The 17,460-nt window shown below is 65.0% G+C and carries 13 protein-coding genes and 2 pseudogenes; 10 read left to right on the top strand and 5 right to left on the bottom strand.

Going from position 1 to position 17,460, the window contains the following annotated elements:
- Positions 1–40 precede the first annotated feature (40 nt).
- On the top strand, positions 41–523 hold the full coding sequence (locus ACNFCH_RS05755) for a glutathione peroxidase (protein WP_043213841.1): 483 nt from the start codon (positions 41–43) through the stop codon (positions 521–523).
- A gap of 174 nt (positions 524–697) precedes the next feature.
- Here ACNFCH_RS05755 and ACNFCH_RS05750 read toward each other — a convergent pair whose 3' ends face one another.
- The gene (locus ACNFCH_RS05750; RefSeq protein WP_416742418.1) at positions 698–1,912 is read right to left on the bottom strand and encodes a glycosyltransferase family 4 protein; all 1,215 of its coding nucleotides are present in this window, start codon (positions 1,910–1,912) and stop codon (positions 698–700) included.
- Positions 1,913–2,045: 133 nt separating this feature from the next.
- Between ACNFCH_RS05750 and ACNFCH_RS05745 the strand changes: the two are divergent.
- Together ACNFCH_RS05745 and ACNFCH_RS05740 are read left to right on the top strand one after the other, a co-directional pair.
- Positions 2,046–2,813 (top strand): annotated as a pseudogene (locus ACNFCH_RS05745) (PAS domain-containing protein); the annotation flags it as partial.
- A gap of 162 nt (positions 2,814–2,975) precedes the next feature.
- Positions 2,976–3,407, top strand: a complete 432-nt coding sequence (locus tag ACNFCH_RS05740) for a methyl-accepting chemotaxis protein (RefSeq protein WP_416742465.1) — start codon at positions 2,976–2,978, stop codon at positions 3,405–3,407.
- Positions 3,408–3,492: 85 nt separating this feature from the next.
- On the opposite strand, the gene cysZ is transcribed toward ACNFCH_RS05740, so the two are convergent.
- A complete protein-coding gene (cysZ, locus tag ACNFCH_RS05735) occupies positions 3,493–4,221 on the bottom strand; it encodes a sulfate transporter CysZ (RefSeq protein ID WP_196163759.1) in 729 nt (242 codons plus the stop codon).
- Positions 4,222–4,548: 327 nt separating this feature from the next.
- Here cysZ and trxB point away from each other — a divergent pair, with 327 nt between their 5' ends.
- Positions 4,549–5,511 (top strand): thioredoxin-disulfide reductase, encoded by a 963-nt coding sequence (gene trxB, locus ACNFCH_RS05730; protein WP_070094150.1) that lies wholly within the window; start codon positions 4,549–4,551, stop codon positions 5,509–5,511.
- 84 nt (positions 5,512–5,595) lie between these two features.
- Here the strand turns inward: trxB and nadC are convergent, their stop codons facing one another.
- Entirely contained in the window at positions 5,596–6,444 is an 849-nt protein-coding gene (nadC, locus tag ACNFCH_RS05725) for a carboxylating nicotinate-nucleotide diphosphorylase (protein ID WP_337157915.1), read from the bottom strand.
- A 237-nt stretch (positions 6,445–6,681) separates the two neighbouring features.
- Between nadC and ACNFCH_RS05720 the strand changes: the two genes are divergently transcribed.
- The 5 genes and pseudogenes from ACNFCH_RS05720 to ACNFCH_RS05700 all read left to right on the top strand — a co-directional run bounded on the left by ACNFCH_RS05720 (position 6,682) and on the right by ACNFCH_RS05700 (position 12,489).
- Complete coding sequence (locus ACNFCH_RS05720; RefSeq protein WP_416742417.1) at positions 6,682–8,853, top strand: DUF1631 domain-containing protein; 2,172 nt, start codon at positions 6,682–6,684, stop codon at positions 8,851–8,853.
- A gap of 76 nt (positions 8,854–8,929) precedes the next feature.
- Complete coding sequence (ampD, locus tag ACNFCH_RS05715; protein ID WP_337157917.1) at positions 8,930–9,496, top strand: 1,6-anhydro-N-acetylmuramyl-L-alanine amidase AmpD; 567 nt, start codon at positions 8,930–8,932, stop codon at positions 9,494–9,496.
- Complete coding sequence (gene ampE, locus ACNFCH_RS05710; RefSeq protein ID WP_337157918.1) at positions 9,493–10,323, top strand: regulatory signaling modulator protein AmpE; 831 nt, start codon at positions 9,493–9,495, stop codon at positions 10,321–10,323. Before ampD ends, ampE begins: the two co-directional genes overlap by 4 nt.
- 147 nt (positions 10,324–10,470) lie before the next feature.
- Positions 10,471–11,586, top strand: a pseudogene (locus ACNFCH_RS05705) (methyl-accepting chemotaxis protein); the annotation flags it as partial.
- Positions 11,560–12,489 (top strand): methyl-accepting chemotaxis protein, encoded by a 930-nt coding sequence (locus tag ACNFCH_RS05700; RefSeq protein ID WP_372340678.1) that lies wholly within the window; start codon positions 11,560–11,562, stop codon positions 12,487–12,489. The pseudogene ACNFCH_RS05705 and the gene ACNFCH_RS05700, both read left to right, overlap by 27 nt.
- A 56-nt stretch (positions 12,490–12,545) precedes the next feature.
- Here the strand turns inward: ACNFCH_RS05700 and ACNFCH_RS05695 are convergent, their stop codons facing one another.
- Both ACNFCH_RS05695 and cra read right to left on the bottom strand, forming a co-directional pair.
- Positions 12,546–13,322: a TatD family hydrolase gene (locus ACNFCH_RS05695; protein WP_337157920.1), complete on the bottom strand. Its 777-nt coding sequence runs from the start codon at positions 13,320–13,322 to the stop codon at positions 12,546–12,548.
- Positions 13,323–13,324: 2 nt separating this feature from the next.
- Positions 13,325–14,320, bottom strand: a complete 996-nt coding sequence (cra, locus tag ACNFCH_RS05690) for a catabolite repressor/activator (protein ID WP_337157921.1) — start codon at positions 14,318–14,320, stop codon at positions 13,325–13,327.
- A gap of 286 nt (positions 14,321–14,606) precedes the next feature.
- On the opposite strand from cra, the gene ptsP reads away from it, so the two are divergent.
- Positions 14,607–17,459, top strand: a complete 2,853-nt coding sequence (gene ptsP / locus ACNFCH_RS05685; protein WP_416742416.1) for a phosphoenolpyruvate--protein phosphotransferase — start codon at positions 14,607–14,609, stop codon at positions 17,457–17,459.
- The last annotated feature ends 1 nt before the right edge of the window (position 17,460 follow it).

Here is a 17,460-nt window from a genome sequence, read left to right as displayed (position 1 = left end):
CGCCCCTTGCGACAACCGGGAACCTGAGAGGGGAGTCATCATGAGTGCATTTCACGACCTGACGTTGAAGGCGCTGAACGGCGAGGATCTGCCCCTTGCACCGTTCAAGGGCCAGGTGGTGTTGGTGGTCAATGTCGCCTCCAAGTGTGGTTTGACACCGCAATACAAAGCCTTGGAGAACCTGTACCAGGATTACAAGGACAAAGGCTTCAACGTCCTCGGATTGCCTTGCAATCAGTTTGCCGGGCAAGAGCCGGGCAGCGAAGAGGAAATCCAGGCATTCTGCAGCCTCAACTACGGCGTGAGCTTCCCGTTGGGGGCCAAGCTCGAAGTCAATGGGCCGCAGCGCCATTCGCTGTATCGCCTGCTGGCGGGGGAAGGGGCCGAGTTTCCGGGGGACATCACCTGGAACTTCGAAAAATTCCTGGTCGGCAAGGATGGCCGCGTCCTGGCGCGTTTCGCACCGCGTACTACGCCGGATGACCCGACGGTAGTCCAGGCGATCGAGAAGGCGCTGGCCTGAGTCCTATTCATTCGGGTGTTGAGTCCTGCGAGCCGCCAAACATCGGCGGCCCTACTGCGCAGCCCATTCGCAGGTAACCCGCTCCCACAGGGGCTCTGCCAGCCTGAAGGCCAGCGCAGGCCTGTGCGAGCGGGTTTTCTCGCGAATGGACCACCGTTTTGAGTCCGATAGCGCTCAACTGCGTGGTGTGGTCGAGCCTGGTTTGATCGCCAGATCCGTCCTCACGGGCTCAGTGTTCATACCGGCCTGGCGACAGGCACTGGCCAAGTACCCCTCGAACTGTTCGACGATCGCCGGCCAGCCTTGGCGGCTGGCGTGCTGGCGGGCATTCAGGCGGACCCTGCGCAAGGTTTCCTGCTCTTCCATCAGCCAGCAGGCCGCGTCGATGAACGCCGCCTGGTCACCCGGCATCGCCAGCGCGCCGCTGTGCCCGTGGCGGATGTGCTGAGCGGCCGCCGCTTCGTCATAGGCAACCACTGCCAGGCCAGAGGCAAGCGCTTCGAGGACGACGTTCCCGAAGGTTTCGGTCAGGCTTGGGAACAAGAACACATCACCACTGGCATAGTGTTCGGCCAATACCTCGCCCCGTTGGGCGCCACAGAACACGGCGTCGGGCAACTGTTGTTCGAGCGTCTGGCGCTGAGGACCGTCGCCGACGATGACCAAGCGCAGGCGACGCTGTGGATAAGCCTTGCGCAAGGCCTCCATGCACGGTTGCAGCAGCCCCAGGTTCTTTTCCGCAGCCAGGCGGCCCACGTGCAGCACGGCGATGTCGTCCGCACCCAGGCCCCAGCGCTCGCGCAGCGCCTGGCTGCGCCGAGCCGGGTTGAACAGACAGGCGTCGACGCCGCGGGCCATCAGTGCCAGACGCTCGAAGCCACGACGCTCCAGCTCCAGGCGCTGGCTCGCGCTTGGCACCAAGGTGATGGCTGTGCGTCGGTGAAACCAGCGCAGGTAATGCGTAAGCAGGCGCGTCAGCAGGCCCAGGCCGTACTGCCCCGAATATTGCGGGAAATTGGTGTGAAAGCCGCTGACCACGGCAACCCCCAGCTGCCGCGCGGCGCGCAGGGCACTGAGGCCCAGCGGCCCTTCGGTGGCGATGTAGAGCACATCCGGACGTTGCTTGCGCCAGCGGCGCAGCAGTGCGCGCTTGGTGATCTCACCCCACTGCAGGCCTGGATACCCTGGCAGCGGCCAGCCCCGGCAGAGCAGCAGGTCATCGCTTTCGTTCTGCGGGGTATCGCTGGCCTGTCTTGGGCGCACCAGCTCGATGTGATGGCCACGTTGGCGCAGCCCTTCGCTGAGGCGACCAAGGGTATTGGCCACGCCGTTGATCTCGGGTGGAAACGTCTCGCTGACAAGGGTGATACGCAGGGGCGGTCTATTCATGACAAAAAGTTTCCACCCGCCGCGTTGCGATTCTGTGACGTCGAAATGACGGCCGGATGACGCCATTTTTTTGCATCAGAATACGCATCGAAATTTCCCTGCGGCGTACTCAAGAATCCCCCGGGGCCAGCCGATGCAGAAGTATTCGACACTCGAGGTGCGCTCCGGGAGAGCGGTCATGTTCAACAGCAAACTCAAGAAAGAAATCCAACAGCTGCGCGAGGACCTGATGTCCATCGAACAGGTCAAGAGCAGCCTGGACAGCGAGATGTTGGTGCTTCAGCTCGACCCCCACGGGCGCATCGAGTCGGTCAACAGCAACTTCGAAAAGGAGATGCTCTACAGTGCTGGGCAGTTGATCGGGCGCAACATCGAGGAGATCGTGCCGCCTCATGTGAAGGAGCTGGACTTCTATCACCGCATGAAAAGCGCCATCACCCGTGGCGAACACCTTAACGGCGCGTTCCGCCTGCTACGCGGCAACGGCGAGGAAGCCTGGCTGCGCTCGATCTTGCAGCCGGTCAAGAGCAGCGACGGGCGGATCAGGCATTTCAGCATGCATTCGAGCGACCTGACCCGCACCATCGAGACCTCCCGCGAGCATGAGAGCCTGATCAAGGCCCTGATGCGCTCCACTGCCTTGATCGAGTTCAACCTGCAAGGCGAGGTGATCACCGCCAACGACCGCTTCCTCAATGCGATGGGTTACACCCTGGAGCAGGTGCGCGGCAAACCCCACCGCATGTTCTGCGAACCGGAAGAGGCCAACTCGGCGGCTTACCAGGCGTTCTGGGACAAACTGCGCCGGGGCGAATTCGTCGCCGATCGTTTCAAGCGTATCGATGCCCATGGCCGGACCGTGTGGCTGGAAGCCTCCTACAACCCGATCATCGACGCCCATGACGTGCTCTACAAAGTGGTCAAGTTCGCCACGGTGATTACTGACCAGGTCAACCAGGAAATAGCCGTGGCCCAGGCCGCGGACATCGCCTACAACACCTCGCTGGGCACCGACGCCAGTGCGCGCAAGGCCACGGAGGTGGTCACCCAGACCGTCAATGTCATGCGCGGCCTGGAAGGCTCCATGCAGGATGCCGCCCAAGGCATCCAGGCGCTGGACACCCAGTCCCGGGTGATCGGTTCGATCATCAAGACCATCAGCGATATTGCCGGGCAGACCAACCTGCTGGCGCTCAACGCGGCCATCGAGGCGGCGCGGGCGGGTGAGCAAGGACGAGGGTTCGCCGTGGTCGCCGATGAAGTGCGTCAGCTCGCCTCACGCACCAGCACCGCCACCGATGAGATCGCCAAGGTGGTGCAGCAGAACGAGCAACTGGCCCAGGCGGCGGTGGACATCATCGACACCAGCAAGCGCCAGGCTGAGCAGGGCCTTACCCTGGCTGCCGAAACCGGCAGCGTGATCGTCGAGATCCAGGACGGGGCGCAGAAGGTGGTGGATGCGGTGGGGCAGTTTTCCAGCCAGTTGAATCAGTGATCAATTCGCGGGTAAACCCGCCCACAGGGCGGGCGGTGATCCTTGTGGGTTTACCCGCGAAGGGGCGCAAAGCACCCCAGCGATATCAGCTACGCTCGCGCACCCAGAACAGCGTCGCGCCCGCCACTGCCGCGGGCATCATCAGCACGTTGACCAGCGGAATCATCAGCGCCAGGTAGGTGATGCCGCCAAAGCCCAGGGACTGCCAGCGCTTCTCGCGCAGCCAGGCAAGCATGTCCTGCCAGCTCATCTTGTTGTTGTCCGCCGGGTAGTCGATGTACTGGATGGCCATCATCCAGACCCCGAAGATCAGCCACAGCGGTGCGGCCACCACGTTGACCACCGGGATCAACGACAGAATGAACAGGCCGATGGCCCGTGGCAAAAAATAGCCGAGCTTGCGCATTTCACGGCCAAAGGTGCGTGGCACCATGGCGATCAGCTCGCCCCAGCTGAATGCGGGGAAGTTATCCTGTCCGCGAACCACCACCTCGACCTTTTCGGCCAGAAACCCATTGAAGGGCGCGGCGATGACGTTGGCCACCAAGGTGAAGGTGAAGAACACCATGAGGATCACCAAGGCGACGAACAGTGGCCACAGGATATAGGTCAGAAAGCTCAGCCAGCTCGGCAGGGTCGGCATCAGGGTATCGACCCACAGGCTGAACTGATGCCCTGCGAAGTAGATCAGCCCGCCGAACAGCAACAGGTTGACCGTCAGCGGCAGCAGCACGAACAGGCGCAGGCTGGGGCTCATGACCAGTTTCAGTCCTTCGCGCAGGTACTGTGGGCCAGAGAGGACTGGGGCTTGCATCGGGACGCTCCGGATCAGGGGAAAACGCGCTGACCTTACCGAGTTTGAGGCTTCGACGAAAGTCGCCCGGCAGGGGAGCAATGGTCTGTAACAAAAGCGAGTGAAGATTTTCTATCGGTTTGGTCGGCAGATAGAGCCAGCCTATAAGGTGGATTGTCGAAGGATATTTCCTTAATCTCTGCGACCTCGCTACAGTGCGCTCAACTTTTTGGTTTCGGATCTGCGCGTCATAGGCTTCCCCAAGCGCTGCGTAGGTCCCTTTTCATTCCAGCCGGCACTGCCGGTGCACCGATGCCGGCCCAGCGGCCGTCTCGACAGGAGTTCGACATGTCTGAAGTACGTCATTCGCGCGTCATCATTCTCGGTTCCGGCCCTGCCGGTTACAGCGCCGCGGTCTATGCTGCCCGCGCCAACTTGAAGCCGCTGCTGATCACCGGCATGCAGGCTGGCGGTCAGCTGACCACCACCACCGAAGTCGACAACTGGCCGGGCGACCCCCATGGCCTGACCGGCCCGGCCCTGATGCAGCGCATGCAGGAGCACGCCGAGCGCTTCGAGACCGAGATCGTTTTCGACCACATCAACGCCGTGGACTTGGCCAACAAGCCGTTCACCCTGCGCGGCGACAGCGGCACCTACACCTGTGACGCCCTGATCATCGCCACCGGTGCCAGCGCTCGCTACCTGGGTCTGCCGTCCGAAGAATCGTTCATGGGCAAGGGCGTTTCGGCCTGCGCGACCTGCGACGGTTTCTTCTACCGCAACAAGCCGGTAGCCGTGGTGGGTGGTGGCAACACCGCCGTGGAAGAGGCCCTGTACCTGGCCAACATCGCCAGCAAGGTGACTCTGGTCCACCGCCGCGACACCTTCCGCGCTGAGAAGATCCTGGTCGACAAGCTGCACGCCCGTGTCGCTGAAGGCAAGATCGAACTCAAGCTCAACGCCACCCTGGACGAAGTGCTCGGTGACGACATGGGCGTGACCGGTGCGCGTCTGAAGAACAACGACGGCAGCAGCGATGAAATCAAGGTTGACGGCGTGTTCATCGCCATTGGCCACACCCCGAACACCTCGCTGTTCGAAGGCCAGCTGACCCTCAAGGACGGCTACCTGGTGGTCAATGGCGGCCGTGAAGGCAACGCCACCGCCACCAACATCGAAGGCGTGTTCGCAGCGGGCGACGTGGCCGACCACGTCTACCGCCAGGCGATCACCTCCGCCGGTGCTGGCTGCATGGCCGCACTGGACGTGGAACGTTACCTGGACGGCCTGGCGAACGCTTCGTTCTAAGGCTTCGTCAGCGCCCAGCGGGCCCTTGTGACCCGCAAGAAAAAACCGGCCAATTGGCCGGTTTTTTTGTGCCTCGAGAAAGCCTCAGAGGCTAAGGCGCATGGACAGGTCCACCGCCTTCACGTCCTTGGTCATGGCGCCAATGGAGATGTAGTCCACGCCTGTCTCGGCGATCACCCGCAGCGTGCTCTCGTTGACCCCGCCGCTGGCCTCGAGCTTGGCCTTGCCGGCGGTGATGCGCACGGCTTCGCGCATTTCATCGAGGCTGAGTTCGTCGAGCATGATGATGTCGGCGCCGGCTGCCAGGGCCTGACGCAGTTCATCCAGGCTTTCGACTTCGATTTCCACGGGCTTGCCCGGTGCGATGCGGTGCGCGGCATTGACGGCCTCGGCCACTCCGCCGCTGGCGGCGATGTGGTTTTCCTTGATCAGGAAGGCGTCGTACAGGCCGATGCGGTGGTTGTGGCAGCCGCCGCAGGTCACGGCGTACTTCTGCGCCAGGCGCAGGCCCGGCAGGGTCTTGCGGGTATCGAGCAGGCGCACCTGGGTGCCTTGTACCAGGTCCGCGAGAAAGCGCGCCCGGGTTGCCACGCCCGACAGCATTTGCAGGAAGTTCAGCGCCGTGCGTTCGCCGCTGAGCAGCGAACGTGCCGGGCCTTCGAGGTGGAACAGCGCTTGGTTGGGCGTGGCCCGATCGCCATCGGCCACCTGCCAGTGCACCGCGACCCGGGGGTCGAGCTGGCGGAACACCGCATCGACCCAGGCGGTACCGGCGATGGTGCAGTCCTCGCGGGTGATGATGGTTGCCTTGGCCAGGCGCTCGGCCGGAATCAGCTGGGCGGTGATGTCGCCACTGCCGATGTCTTCGAGCAGCGCGCGGCGCACGTTGGCTTCGATTTCGGCGGTCAGGTCGGCAAGGCGTAGGTTCGGCATGGTCGGCTCCACAAGCTAGGTGCGGCGATTATAGGGCAGGGGGGCTGTGTGTACAGCGGCAACGGGACTGACCTTTGGTCAGGACGACTGAGCATCGTGACGAATGGAGTGTCAGTAGCTGGCGTGTGAAGAACGCTCTAGTAGCTGTCGGAATTTTTACCGATAATGCGACCAGTATTTGGCGTCATGGTTTTGACTGGCTGTGAGGCCAACGCAAACCCCCACAAGGAGTCCGGGATGCAGAAAGAAGGCAAGGTGGTGCCGTTGGCGGTTGCCATCGATCGCGGGGCACATGCGCCCTCGCCTTGCCTTGCGTTGCCGCTGCTGCAAGTGCGCGACCAGGCTGCATTGCAGCTGCGCCAAGGGCTGCAGGCGTTGTTCGACAATGCTGACGACACGCTCTTCGAGATGGCCGATAAAGCGCCTGACCGCTTCGACCAGCACCTGTACTTCGAGGCCATGCGCGACCTGCGCCTCAAGCGCAAGAGCATCGAGCGAGGCTTTCTCGACACCTTCTATGACTGCTTTGCCCAAGTGGGGCAGGCCGAGGCCTCGGGGTTTACCGTCAGCGAGGACCCGCTCGGGTCGGCGCAGCTGGCGCGCGCCGCGGCCCTCGAATCCATGGTCGCCCGCGTGCTGTCCCGTGATGGCCTTGCCCTGGAGCACCTGGCGTTGCGTCTGCAGGCCCTGCTCGGCAGGGACTGCGCGGCGCTCGACAACCCCCTGGGGCCGGACCGATTGTGCGGTTACTTCCTGGAGGCCGCGCGCAGTCAAGGCGTGAGCCGCAGGGTCAAGCTCATTTTGCTCAAGCTGTTCGAACGCTACGTATTACGCGACCTGGACCAACTGTACGACCAGGCCAACCAATTACTGGCCGACGCCGGTGTGCTGGCTGAGCTCAAGCCGACGCCGCGCCGTCGTGCCGACGATCACCGCCACACCGCCAGACGCCTGTCGGCCGAGCTGGCGCGCGACGAGGTACCGGAGCCCGATGGCGCGGGCCAAGCGTTCTTCGATTCCGTGCAGGCGCTGTTGGCCCCGGTCCGCGGGCGCATCGCGCCACGGGTGCAGCAGGTCGCCAGCGCCCAGCCGATCAGCACCGCCGACCTGCTGCGTTTGCTGTCGCATCTTCAGCACTATGTGCCCGCCACCTGCGAGGCGGATGACTTCGCGCTTGGCCAGCAGCTGGAGCAGTTGCTGTTGCGGGTGAGTGTGCGCAGCGGCACGCGTCGGCGCATCGACACGGCGGACGAAGACACCCTCAACCTGGTGGGCCTGCTGTTCGACTTCATCCAGGCCGACAACAACCTGCCTGCGTCTTTGCGCGCGCTGATCGCTCGGTTGCACATCCCCCTGCTCAAAGTGGCCCTGCTCGACAAGGGCCTGTTCAGTCGCGCCAGCCATCCGGCCCGGCGTCTGCTCAACGAAATCGCCGCCGCCGCGATCGGATGGGAAAGCGGCAGCGAGGGCCTGCGCGACAGCCTGCACCTGCGGGTGGAGCGTGTGATCCAGCGTTTGCTCAACGACTTCACTGATGATCCTCGCGTGTTCGCCGCCCTGTTCGAGGACTTTTTGGCCTTCAACCAAGAGGAGCGTCGGCGCAACGAGCTGCTCGAGCAGCGCACCCGTGATGCCGAAGAGGGCCGTGCCCGGGCGCTGCAAGCCCGGCAGCGAGTGCAGCAGGCCCTGAACCTACGTCTTCTGGGGCGGGTCCTGCCGAACGCGGTGGTGCAGATGCTGGTGCAGGATTGGAGTCAGGTCCTGCTGTTGGCCTGGCTCAAGGAGGGGGAGGATTCGAGCGCCTGGTGCGATGGCCTGGCGACGGTCGATGCTCTGCTGGCCAGCCTTGCCCCGCACCGCGATCCGCATGCCCGTGAGCGCTTGTTGCAACAGGTGCCGGGGCTGCTCAAGGCCCTGCGTGACGGGCTGGCCGGGGTGGTCACTGATGCCGCCGCGACCCGGGAGTTCTTCCTGCAACTGGAGCAGTTGCACCTGCGCGCCTTTGCCGGGGGGGAGGGGGCGCCCGCCGAAGGGGAACCTGCCTTGGGCGAGGTGCTGGTGGCCGAGCAGATCATCCTGGCGGTGGCCGATGAATCGGCCTGCGACCCTCTGTTGCGTCTGGACGCGCAGGGCCCTGAGCTGGGCCAGGTGCGGCGCCTGCGCATCGGGGCCTGGGTCGAGGTGATGGATGACGATGAGCCCCTGCGTTGCAAGCTGGTGGCGGTGATCGACAGCAGTGACCGTTACGTCTTCGCCAATCGCACCGGCATGAAGGTGCGCGAATGGAGCGGCGCAGGACTGGTCCAGGCCCTGCGTCGCGGCGAGGTGCGCCTGCTCGACGATGGGCTGTTGTTCGAGCGCGCGCTGGACGCGGTGCTGGAGCGATTACGCAGCCAGCAGGCCTGCTGAACAATCATTTACATGCAAGCCTGCCAGGCGCGGGGCATACTGGCGGCTCCTCCCTGGCGATTTCAGGATCTGCTCCATGCAATTGGACCGTGCGACTGGCTGGTTCTCCGGCGTCACCCACTGCCCCTCGCCGAATTTCAACGCGCGCCCTGAAGGCGAAGCCATCTCCCTGTTGGTCATCCACAACATCAGTCTGCCACCGGCCTGTTTCGGCACCGGCAAGGTCCAGCAGTTCTTCCAGAACCGGCTCGACCCCGCCGAGCACCCCTATTTCGAAAGCATCTGTCACCTGACCGTGTCGGCGCATTTGTTCGTCGAGCGCGACGGGGCGGTGACTCAGTTCGTCTCCTTGCTGGACCGTGCCTGGCATGCCGGTGTTTCACGCTTCGGCGAGCGTGAGGGCTGCAACGATTTTTCCATTGGCATCGAACTGGAGGGCACTGACGAGTTGCCCTACACCGATGCCCAGTACCAGACCCTGAAGCAGCTGACCCAGCAGATTCGCAGCGCGTGGCCTGTGATCGACCTTGGGCGTATCTGCGGTCACAGCGACATCGCCCCGGCGCGCAAGACCGACCCGGGCCCGGCTTTCGATTGGCCCCGCTACCGCGCGGCCCTGCAATGCAATGAGGACAACGCATGAGTTTTCTGGTGTTGGTGCTGGTGCTCTGGTTCGAGAAGTTCTCGGCCCTGCGCCAGCGATTGCAGCGTGACGGTTTTTTCATCGGCGAGCTGGTGCGCCTTGAGCGCAGCGGCAAGGTGCACCCCTGGTGGACGTTGGCCATCCTGGTGCTGGCACCTGTGGCCTTGCTGGTGTTGTTGCTCCACGTGCTCGAGCCGGTGGCCTATGGCCTGCTGGCCTTGCCGGTGCACCTGCTGGTGCTGATCTACAGCCTCGGTCGTGGCGACATCAAAGCGTCCCTAGGACCGTTCCGCGATGCCTGGCGCCGGGGTGATGACCAGGCTGCGCTGCATGTGGCCGAACGGGATCTGGGCCTGGCGGCCGATGATGCCCCCAGCTTGTTGGTGCGGGTGCAGGGGCATCTGCTGTGGCAGGCCTACCAGAGCTTCTTTGCGGTGATCTTCTGGTATTTCCTGCTCGGTCCAGGCGCCGCCCTGGCCTACCGCCTGCTGGCCCTGAGTGCCGAGAACAGCCGACAGCCGGCACTCAAGGAGCGTGCCGAGCAATTGCGCCATGCCCTGGACTGGTTGCCGGTGCGGGTGTTGGCCCTGAGTTTTGCCCTGGTGGGCAACTTCGTCGCCGTCGTGCGTGTGATGCTGCATGAGCTGCTCAACTGGCACATCAGCGCGGGGCATCTGGTGGCGCGGGTCGGGCGGGTGGCGGACAACATGCCCGAGGAGGAGGACACCCAACATGGGCTCGGGCGCCTGGACAGCCTCTGGGAGCTGCTGCTGCGTTGCGCGGTGCTGTGGTACGCCTGCTTCGCGCTGTGGACGGTATTGGTCTGAGCGCTTTTCAGAAGGTGTTGGATGAGTTCGGGCTGGCAAGCCTCGCTTAACCTTAAATTACAAACCTTGGATTCGATCTGCGCTATACAGGTCGCCTGGCCGTTAATGGCCTTGTGCTACCTCGCAGAATAAAAAGAATCCAAGGAGATGCGCATGAAGCGTTTGCTCTATCCGGCCATCGCCCTGATGGACCGGCTGAGCTTCGGCCTGAAGTTCAGTTTGATCAGCACCTTGTTCTTCGTCCCCATGCTGGTCACCAGCTTCTATCTGGTGCGCGACGTCTACGACGAGTTTCACGCCACTGGCGTCGAACTGCAGGGGCTCGGCCCCCTGGCCGGCGCCCTGACCCTGCGCGGCGACCTGGAAACCCTGGGCAATCTCTTGCAGATCAACGCCATGCTAGGCCAGTCGGGCCAGGCCGGTGATCTGGAGCAGCGCATCGATGCGCTTGAAAAAAAGGTCGCCGCAGGGCTCGAGGCGATTCCCGTGAGCGACCCGCAACTACAGGCCCGACGCGACGAACTCAGCGAGATCTTCTCCCGAGCGCGCAAAGAGTCTTCCTTGCAAAGCAAGGCAGCCCTGTTCGACAAGCTCCTGGTCCAGGCTCAGGTCCTGACCAAGCAGGTGGCCAGCCAGTCCGGGCTGGATCAGGACAATCAGGCATCGGTGCGGCATCTGAGCGAGCTGCTGGGCAGTGCCACCGGTCAGGTGACCCAAACCCTGGGCGAGGGGCGGGCACTGGGGGCGATGGCGTTGGGCCGCGGCTTCATCGATTCGGCCGGTAGCGCTCGCTTTGAAGACTTGTTGCAGCGCCTGGAGCGCCTGTCCGCCGACTATGGCATCCGCCTGGACGATGCGCTGAGTGCCGACCCGCGCGCGAAGGCCGACTTGGCCGCATTGGCCCAGGCCAGCCAGGCAACGGTGAAGCAGGCCGCCACCTTGTTCGAAGACCGCGTGGTGATGGCCGAGACCCTGGATGCGCCGTGGCTTGCGTTCTATCAGCAGGTCAGCGAGCTGATGGCGCAAACCTATCGGCTCAACGACGCTGTCCTCGGCCACTTGCAGGTGCAACTGCAAGACCGCCTGGACGAGCATCGCCTGCGCATGATCGCGCTGGTCGCTGCGCTGGCGGCGGTGTTTGCCCTGATCATCTACCTGGACAGCGGCTTCTATGTGTCCATCCGCGAAACCCTGGGCAATCTGGGCGCGGCCATGGACAAGGTCGCTGCCGGCGACATGACCGTGAGCTTCCAGGCCCGCAGCCGTGATGAGCTGGGCGAGCTGGGCCAGGGCTTCAACCAGACGGTGCGGCGGATCCGCGAGCTTATCGATCAGGTGGGTCGGACCGTCTCGACGGTCGAGGAGCAGGCCGGACAGGTGCTGGCTGTGTCGGTGCGCAGCAACCAGGCTGTCAGTGGTCAGCGCGAGCAGATCGAGCAGGTGGCCACGGCGATGAACCAGATGAGTGCCACCTCCCAGGAAGTCGCCCGCAGCGCGGCGCTGGCTGCCGAAGGCGCGCAGCAGGTCAATCGCGAGAGCGCCACTGGCCGTGGCCTGGTGGAAAACCAGCAGGACAGCATCACTCGACTGGCCGGCGAGATCGACCAGAGTGTGGTCGCGGTCAACCAGTTGGCCGGTGACAGCCAGGCCATCGGCCGGGTGCTGGAGGTGATCCGCAGCATCGCCGAGCAGACCAACCTGCTGGCGCTCAACGCCGCGATCGAGGCGGCCCGGGCTGGCGAGCAAGGCAGGGGCTTTGCCGTGGTGGCCGACGAGGTGCGTACCCTGGCGCGTCGTACCCAGGACTCCACCGAGGAGATCGCCCAGATGATCCAGCGCCTACAGGCCGGCGTAGGCGCGGCGGTCAAGGCCATGGGCAGCAGCCATCAGATGGCGGCGGGGACGGTGGACGAAGCACGCCAGGTGCAACAGGCGCTGGGCAACATCTTGGGCGCGGTGGGTGGCATCGTCGCGCAGAACCAGCAGATCGCTGCGGCCGTCGAGCAGCAGACCACGGTGGCGCATGACATCGACCTGAACATCGTGGCGATCAACCGCGCCGCCCAGGACACCACCCAGGGCGCGTGCCAGACCGAGGATGCCAGCCGGGCGCTGTCGGGACAGGTGGAAGAGCTCAAGCGGCTGATCGGGGCGTTTCGCGTCTAGCCGAGGGGGGACCCCTTCGCGGGTGTCATCCAGAGCCCCGGTGGGCCTACGGCGGCCTACCAGCCGAACAGCTCACAGGCATTGCGGCTGCTGACCTGAGCCAGGTGCTCGGCCTCTGTGCCGATCACTTCGGCCAGCGCCTCGGCAATTTCCGGCAAGTGTTCGGGGCTGTTGCGCTCGCCAGCGAACATCACCGGCGCCATGTCCGGCGCGTCGGTTTCCAGCACCAGGCTTTCCAGGGGCAGTCGGGGCAAGGTCTTGCGCAGGCGCAGGGCCTGGGGCCAGGTGGCCGCGCCGCCCAGGCCCAGCCTGAAACCGAGCTTGATGTACTCGCGGGCCTCTTCGTAGCTGCCGGCGAAGGCGTGGATGATGCCGGCGCGTGCGGGTTTGTAGCGTTTGAGGGTAGCGATCACCTGGGCATGGCTGCGGCGTACGTGCAGCAGGGCGGGCAGGTCGAAGTCGCAGGCCAGTTGTAACTGCGCCTCGAACAACGTCTGCTGGCGGTCCTTGTCCAGCTCCGGCAGGTAGTAGTCCAGGCCGAACTCTCCCACCGCGCACAGGCGTGGGTCGCCGCGCAGGCGTTCGAGCCAGTCGCGCAGTTGCGCCAGGTGCTCCGGGTGGTGCTGGTCGAGGTACACCGGATGCAGGCCCAGCGCCGCGAACAGCCGCTGTTCGCCACAGACCAGGTCCCACACCCGCTGCCAGTTGGCCTGGTACACCCCCAGCACCACCATGCGTTCCACGCCCCGCGCCGCCGCGTTGGCCAGCAGGCGGTCGCGGTCGGCGTCGAAGTCGGGGAAGTCCAGGTGGGTGTGGGTGTCGATCAGGCGCATGCTCAACCCGCGTTGATGCGTTGCTTGAAGGTCCGGGCGACGGCGTGCACGCCGGGCTCGTAGCGCTTGTCCTCGATTGCGGCCAGGGCCAGTTCCAGGGCGGTGGCGGCAATCAGGCCGTGCTGTTGGGCCATGGCGTTGACTGGCAGTGGCAGGAAGTCCAGCAACTGGTTGTCGCCGAAGGTGCCCAGTTGCAGCTGGCGCGAGTCGGCCGGGCGCGCCTGCAGGGTATCGAACACCCCCTGCAACAGCACGTAGGAGGTGGTCACCAAGGCATCGGGCAGGCCGCCGAAGTCTTCGATCAGTTGCAGCATCAGACGCTGGCCGCACTCGCGGCTGAAGGCTTCGCCCTGGTAGCGGCGCACTTGGCCGGCGAAGGGCTGCAGGGCTTCGTCGAAACCGCCGGCGCGGGCCTGGCTGACCGACAGCTCCGGGCGTGCGCCGATCAGGGCGATGCTGCCGGGGCGCGTATCCAGAAGGCTCTGGGCCAATTGACGGCTGGCGTCGCGGTCGTCGCTGATCACCGAGCAGAAATGCTCCGGTGCCATGCGCCGGTCGATGGCGATGATTGGCAGGCCTTTGTCCTGCAGTTCGCGATAGCTTTCGTCATCCGGCGCCAGGCAACTGGCGACGAACAGTGCATCGCAACGGCGGGCGCGGAACAGCTGCTGCAACTGGCGTTCGCTGTCGGGCTGGTCGTCGCTGCTGGCGATCAGCAATTGGTAGCCGCGAGCGCGGGCACCTTGCTCGAGCTGCTTGGCGATGCGGGCGTAGCTGGGGTTCTCCAGATCCGGGAGAATGAAGCCCAGGGTCCGCGTGTGCCGGCTGCGCAGGCCGGCGGCCTGGGGGTTGGGCGTGAAGCCGTGGGCCTCGACCACCGCACGCACGCGCTCGACGGTGCTGTTGCTGATGCGCTGCTGTTCGGCCTTGCCATTGATGACGTAGCTGGCGGTGGTCACGGACACACCGGCCAGACGGGCGATATCGCTGAGTTTCACCGAATTTTCCTTGTTATTACCGGGGCTGCCTGCGAGGCCGGACCGGGTAGTTTCACCTGGCACCGGGGCCCTGGGCAGGCGACCATTGTCGCAATTGTCCGACAGGATGGGGCTTTTTCGTCGGAAGATTATCGAGTAACGTGGCCACCTGGTCAGATTAAACGATTCAGCAGGCAAATTTTCTGCCTCGAATACCGCCTGCGCAAGACCGTTGAACGGACCCGATTGGTGAATTTCACAACAATACCTCAGGTCCCCGTCCCGGGGGCTGCAAAAGGAGAAGGTCATGCTGGAGCTCGCTCAGGAGCAGATCGCCATGAACCAGGTGGCTGCCGACAAGGCCGAGGCATTGCGCCTGCTGGCCGATCGGCTGGTCGCCGATGGTCTGGTCGCCGAAGGTTATCTGCAAGGGCTCCTGGACCGCGAGGCGCAAGGCTCGACCTTCCTTGGCCAGGGGATCGCCATCCCCCATGGCACGCCGCAGACCCGCGATCAGGTCTTCGCCACCGGCGTGCGCCTGTTGCAGTTTCCCGAGGGGGTGGACTGGGGTGACGGGCAGATCGTCTACCTGGCCATTGGCATTGCCGCCCGTTCCGACGAGCACCTGCGCCTTCTGCAATTGCTGACCCGCGCCCTGGGCGAGACCGACCTGGCCGAGGCCCTGCGCCGCGCCTCCAGTGCCCAAGCGCTGCTCAAACTGCTGCAAGGGGCGCCCCAGGCCCTGGCGTTGGATGCGCAATTGGTGGGGCTGAACCTGGCCGCCGAAGACTTCGACGAATTGGCCTGGCGTGGCGCGCGCCTGCTGCAGCGCGCCGGTTGCGTCGATCCAGGGTTTGCCAACGTGCTGCAACAGGCCGAGCCGCTGCCGTTGGGCGAAGGGCTGTGGTGGCTGCACAGCGAGCGTCAGGTGCGCCAGCCGGGGCTGGCCTTCATCACGCCGCAGCAGCCGCTGCGCTATCGCGACCAGCCGCTCAATGGCTTGTTCTGCCTGGCCAGCCTGGGTGTCGCTCACCAAGCGTTGCTCGAGCGCCTGTGCGAAGTGCTCATTGAAGGCCGTGGGCAAATGCTCTACCAAGCGCCCAACAGCCGCGCCGTGCTCGAGGTTTTGGGCGGTGAGGTTCCGGCCGATTGGCCCAGCGTTCGTGTCGTGCTGGCCAACCCACACGGCCTGCACGCCCGTCCGGCCAAGGTGTTGGCGCAGTTGGCCAAAGGCTTTGAGGGCGAACTTCTGGTACGTCTGCAAGACAGCGCTCAGCCTGCCGTGTCGCTCAAGAGCCTGAGCAAGCTGCTCAGCCTGGGCGCCCGGCGTGGGCAGACCCTCGAACTGATCGCCGAACCGGGCATTGCCAACGATGCCCTGCCGGTTTTGCTCCAGGCCATCGAGCAAGGCCTGGGTGAGGCGGTGGAGCCGCTACCGGAGGTAGCCCCGCCCAGCGCGGCGCCGCCCGAGCCTGTGCTCCAGGCGCCGCAAGCCGGCAGCCTCGTCCAGGGCGTCGGTGCGGCGCCCGGCATCGCCAGTGGCCCGGCCCATGTGCATGTGGCGCGCAAGATCGACTACCCGCTGCGCGGTGACTCGCCTGCCCAGGAGCGGCAAAAGCTGCAGGATGCCTTGGCAGCGGTGAACGCCGAATTGCAGGCATTGGTGCTGCGCAGCGACACGTCCATCGGGGAGATCTTCGTCACTCACCAGGAAATGCTCGCCGACCCAGGCCTGGGCGAGGAAGTCCAACAGCGCCTGGCCCAGGGCGAGAGCGCGGCGGCGGCCTGGATGGCGGTGATCGACAGTGCGGCGCGCCAGCAGGAATCGCTGCACGACACCCTGCTCGCCGAGCGTGCCGCCGATCTGCGCGACATCGGCCGGCGAGTGCTGGCGCAATTGTGCGGTATCCAGGACGTTGCCGAGCCTCAGCAGCCCTATGTGCTGGTGATGGCCGAAGTGGGCCCCTCGGATGTAGCCCGTCTGGACCCGGCCCGGGTCGCTGGTATCGTCACCGCCCAGGGCGGCGCCACGGCCCACAGTGCCATCGTGGCCCGGGCGCTGGGCATTCCTGCGGTGGTGGGGGCCGGTGCCGCCATCCTGCTGCTGGAGGCGGGCACGCCGTTGCTGCTCGATGGCCAGCGTGGGCGGGTCAGCGTGGCGCCTGCGGCAGATGAACTGCAACGGGCCCTGGCCGAGCGCGACCTGCGCGAGCAACGCCTGCAGGCTGCCTGGGCCAAGCGCCACGAGCCCGCGGTGACCCGCGATGGCCATGCGGTGGAGGTATTCGCCAACATCGGCGAGAGTACCGGCATCGACAAGGTGGTGGAGCAGGGCGCCGAAGGGGTCGGCCTGCTGCGCACCGAACTGATCTTCATGGCTCATCCCCAGGCACCCGACATCGCGACCCAGGAGGCCGAGTACCGCCGTGTGCTCGATGGCCTGGGTGGGCGCGCCCTGGTGGTGCGCACCCTGGATGTGGGTGGCGACAAGCCGTTGCCGTACTGGCCGATCGCCGCCGAGGAAAACCCCTTCCTGGGGGTTCGCGGCGTGCGCCTGACCCTGCAGCGTCCCCAGGTGATGGAAGAACAACTGCGCGCCTTGCTGCGCGCCGCGGATGATCGCCCTTTGCGCATCATGTTCCCGATGGTCGGGCAGGTGCATGAGTGGCGCGAGGCCAAGGCCATGGTCGATCGCCTGCGAGCGCAAATCCCGGTGGCCGACCTGCAAGTGGGCATCATGGTGGAAGTGCCGTCAGCGGCATTGCTGGCACCGCAACTGGCCCGCGAAGTGGACTTCTTCAGTATCGGCACCAACGACCTGACTCAGTACACCCTGGCCATCGACCGTGGTCACCCGAGCCTTTCGGCCCAGGCCGACGGCCTGCATCCGGCAGTGCTGCAACTGATCGACATGACTGTGCGGGCAGCCCACGCTCAAGGCAAATGGGTGGGCGTGTGCGGCGAGCTGGCGGCCGACCCGCAGGCGGTCGCGGTGCTGCTGGGCCTGGATGTGGACGAGCTGAGCGTCGCGGCCCGCAGTATCGCCGAAGTCAAGGCACTGGTTCGCCAGGCCGATCACCAGACGGCACGCGCCCTGGCGCGCGAGGCCCTGCAACAAGACAGCGCCGCGGCGGTCCGGGCGCTGGTGGAGCGTTATTGAA

It is taken from the genome of Pseudomonas sp. NY15354, from assembly GCF_048068075.1.
Taxonomy (GTDB): domain Bacteria; phylum Pseudomonadota; class Gammaproteobacteria; order Pseudomonadales; family Pseudomonadaceae; genus Aquipseudomonas; species Aquipseudomonas guariconensis_C.
Note: the sequence above shows the minus strand (reverse complement) of the source record. Positions and strands in the feature narration are given on the sequence as shown.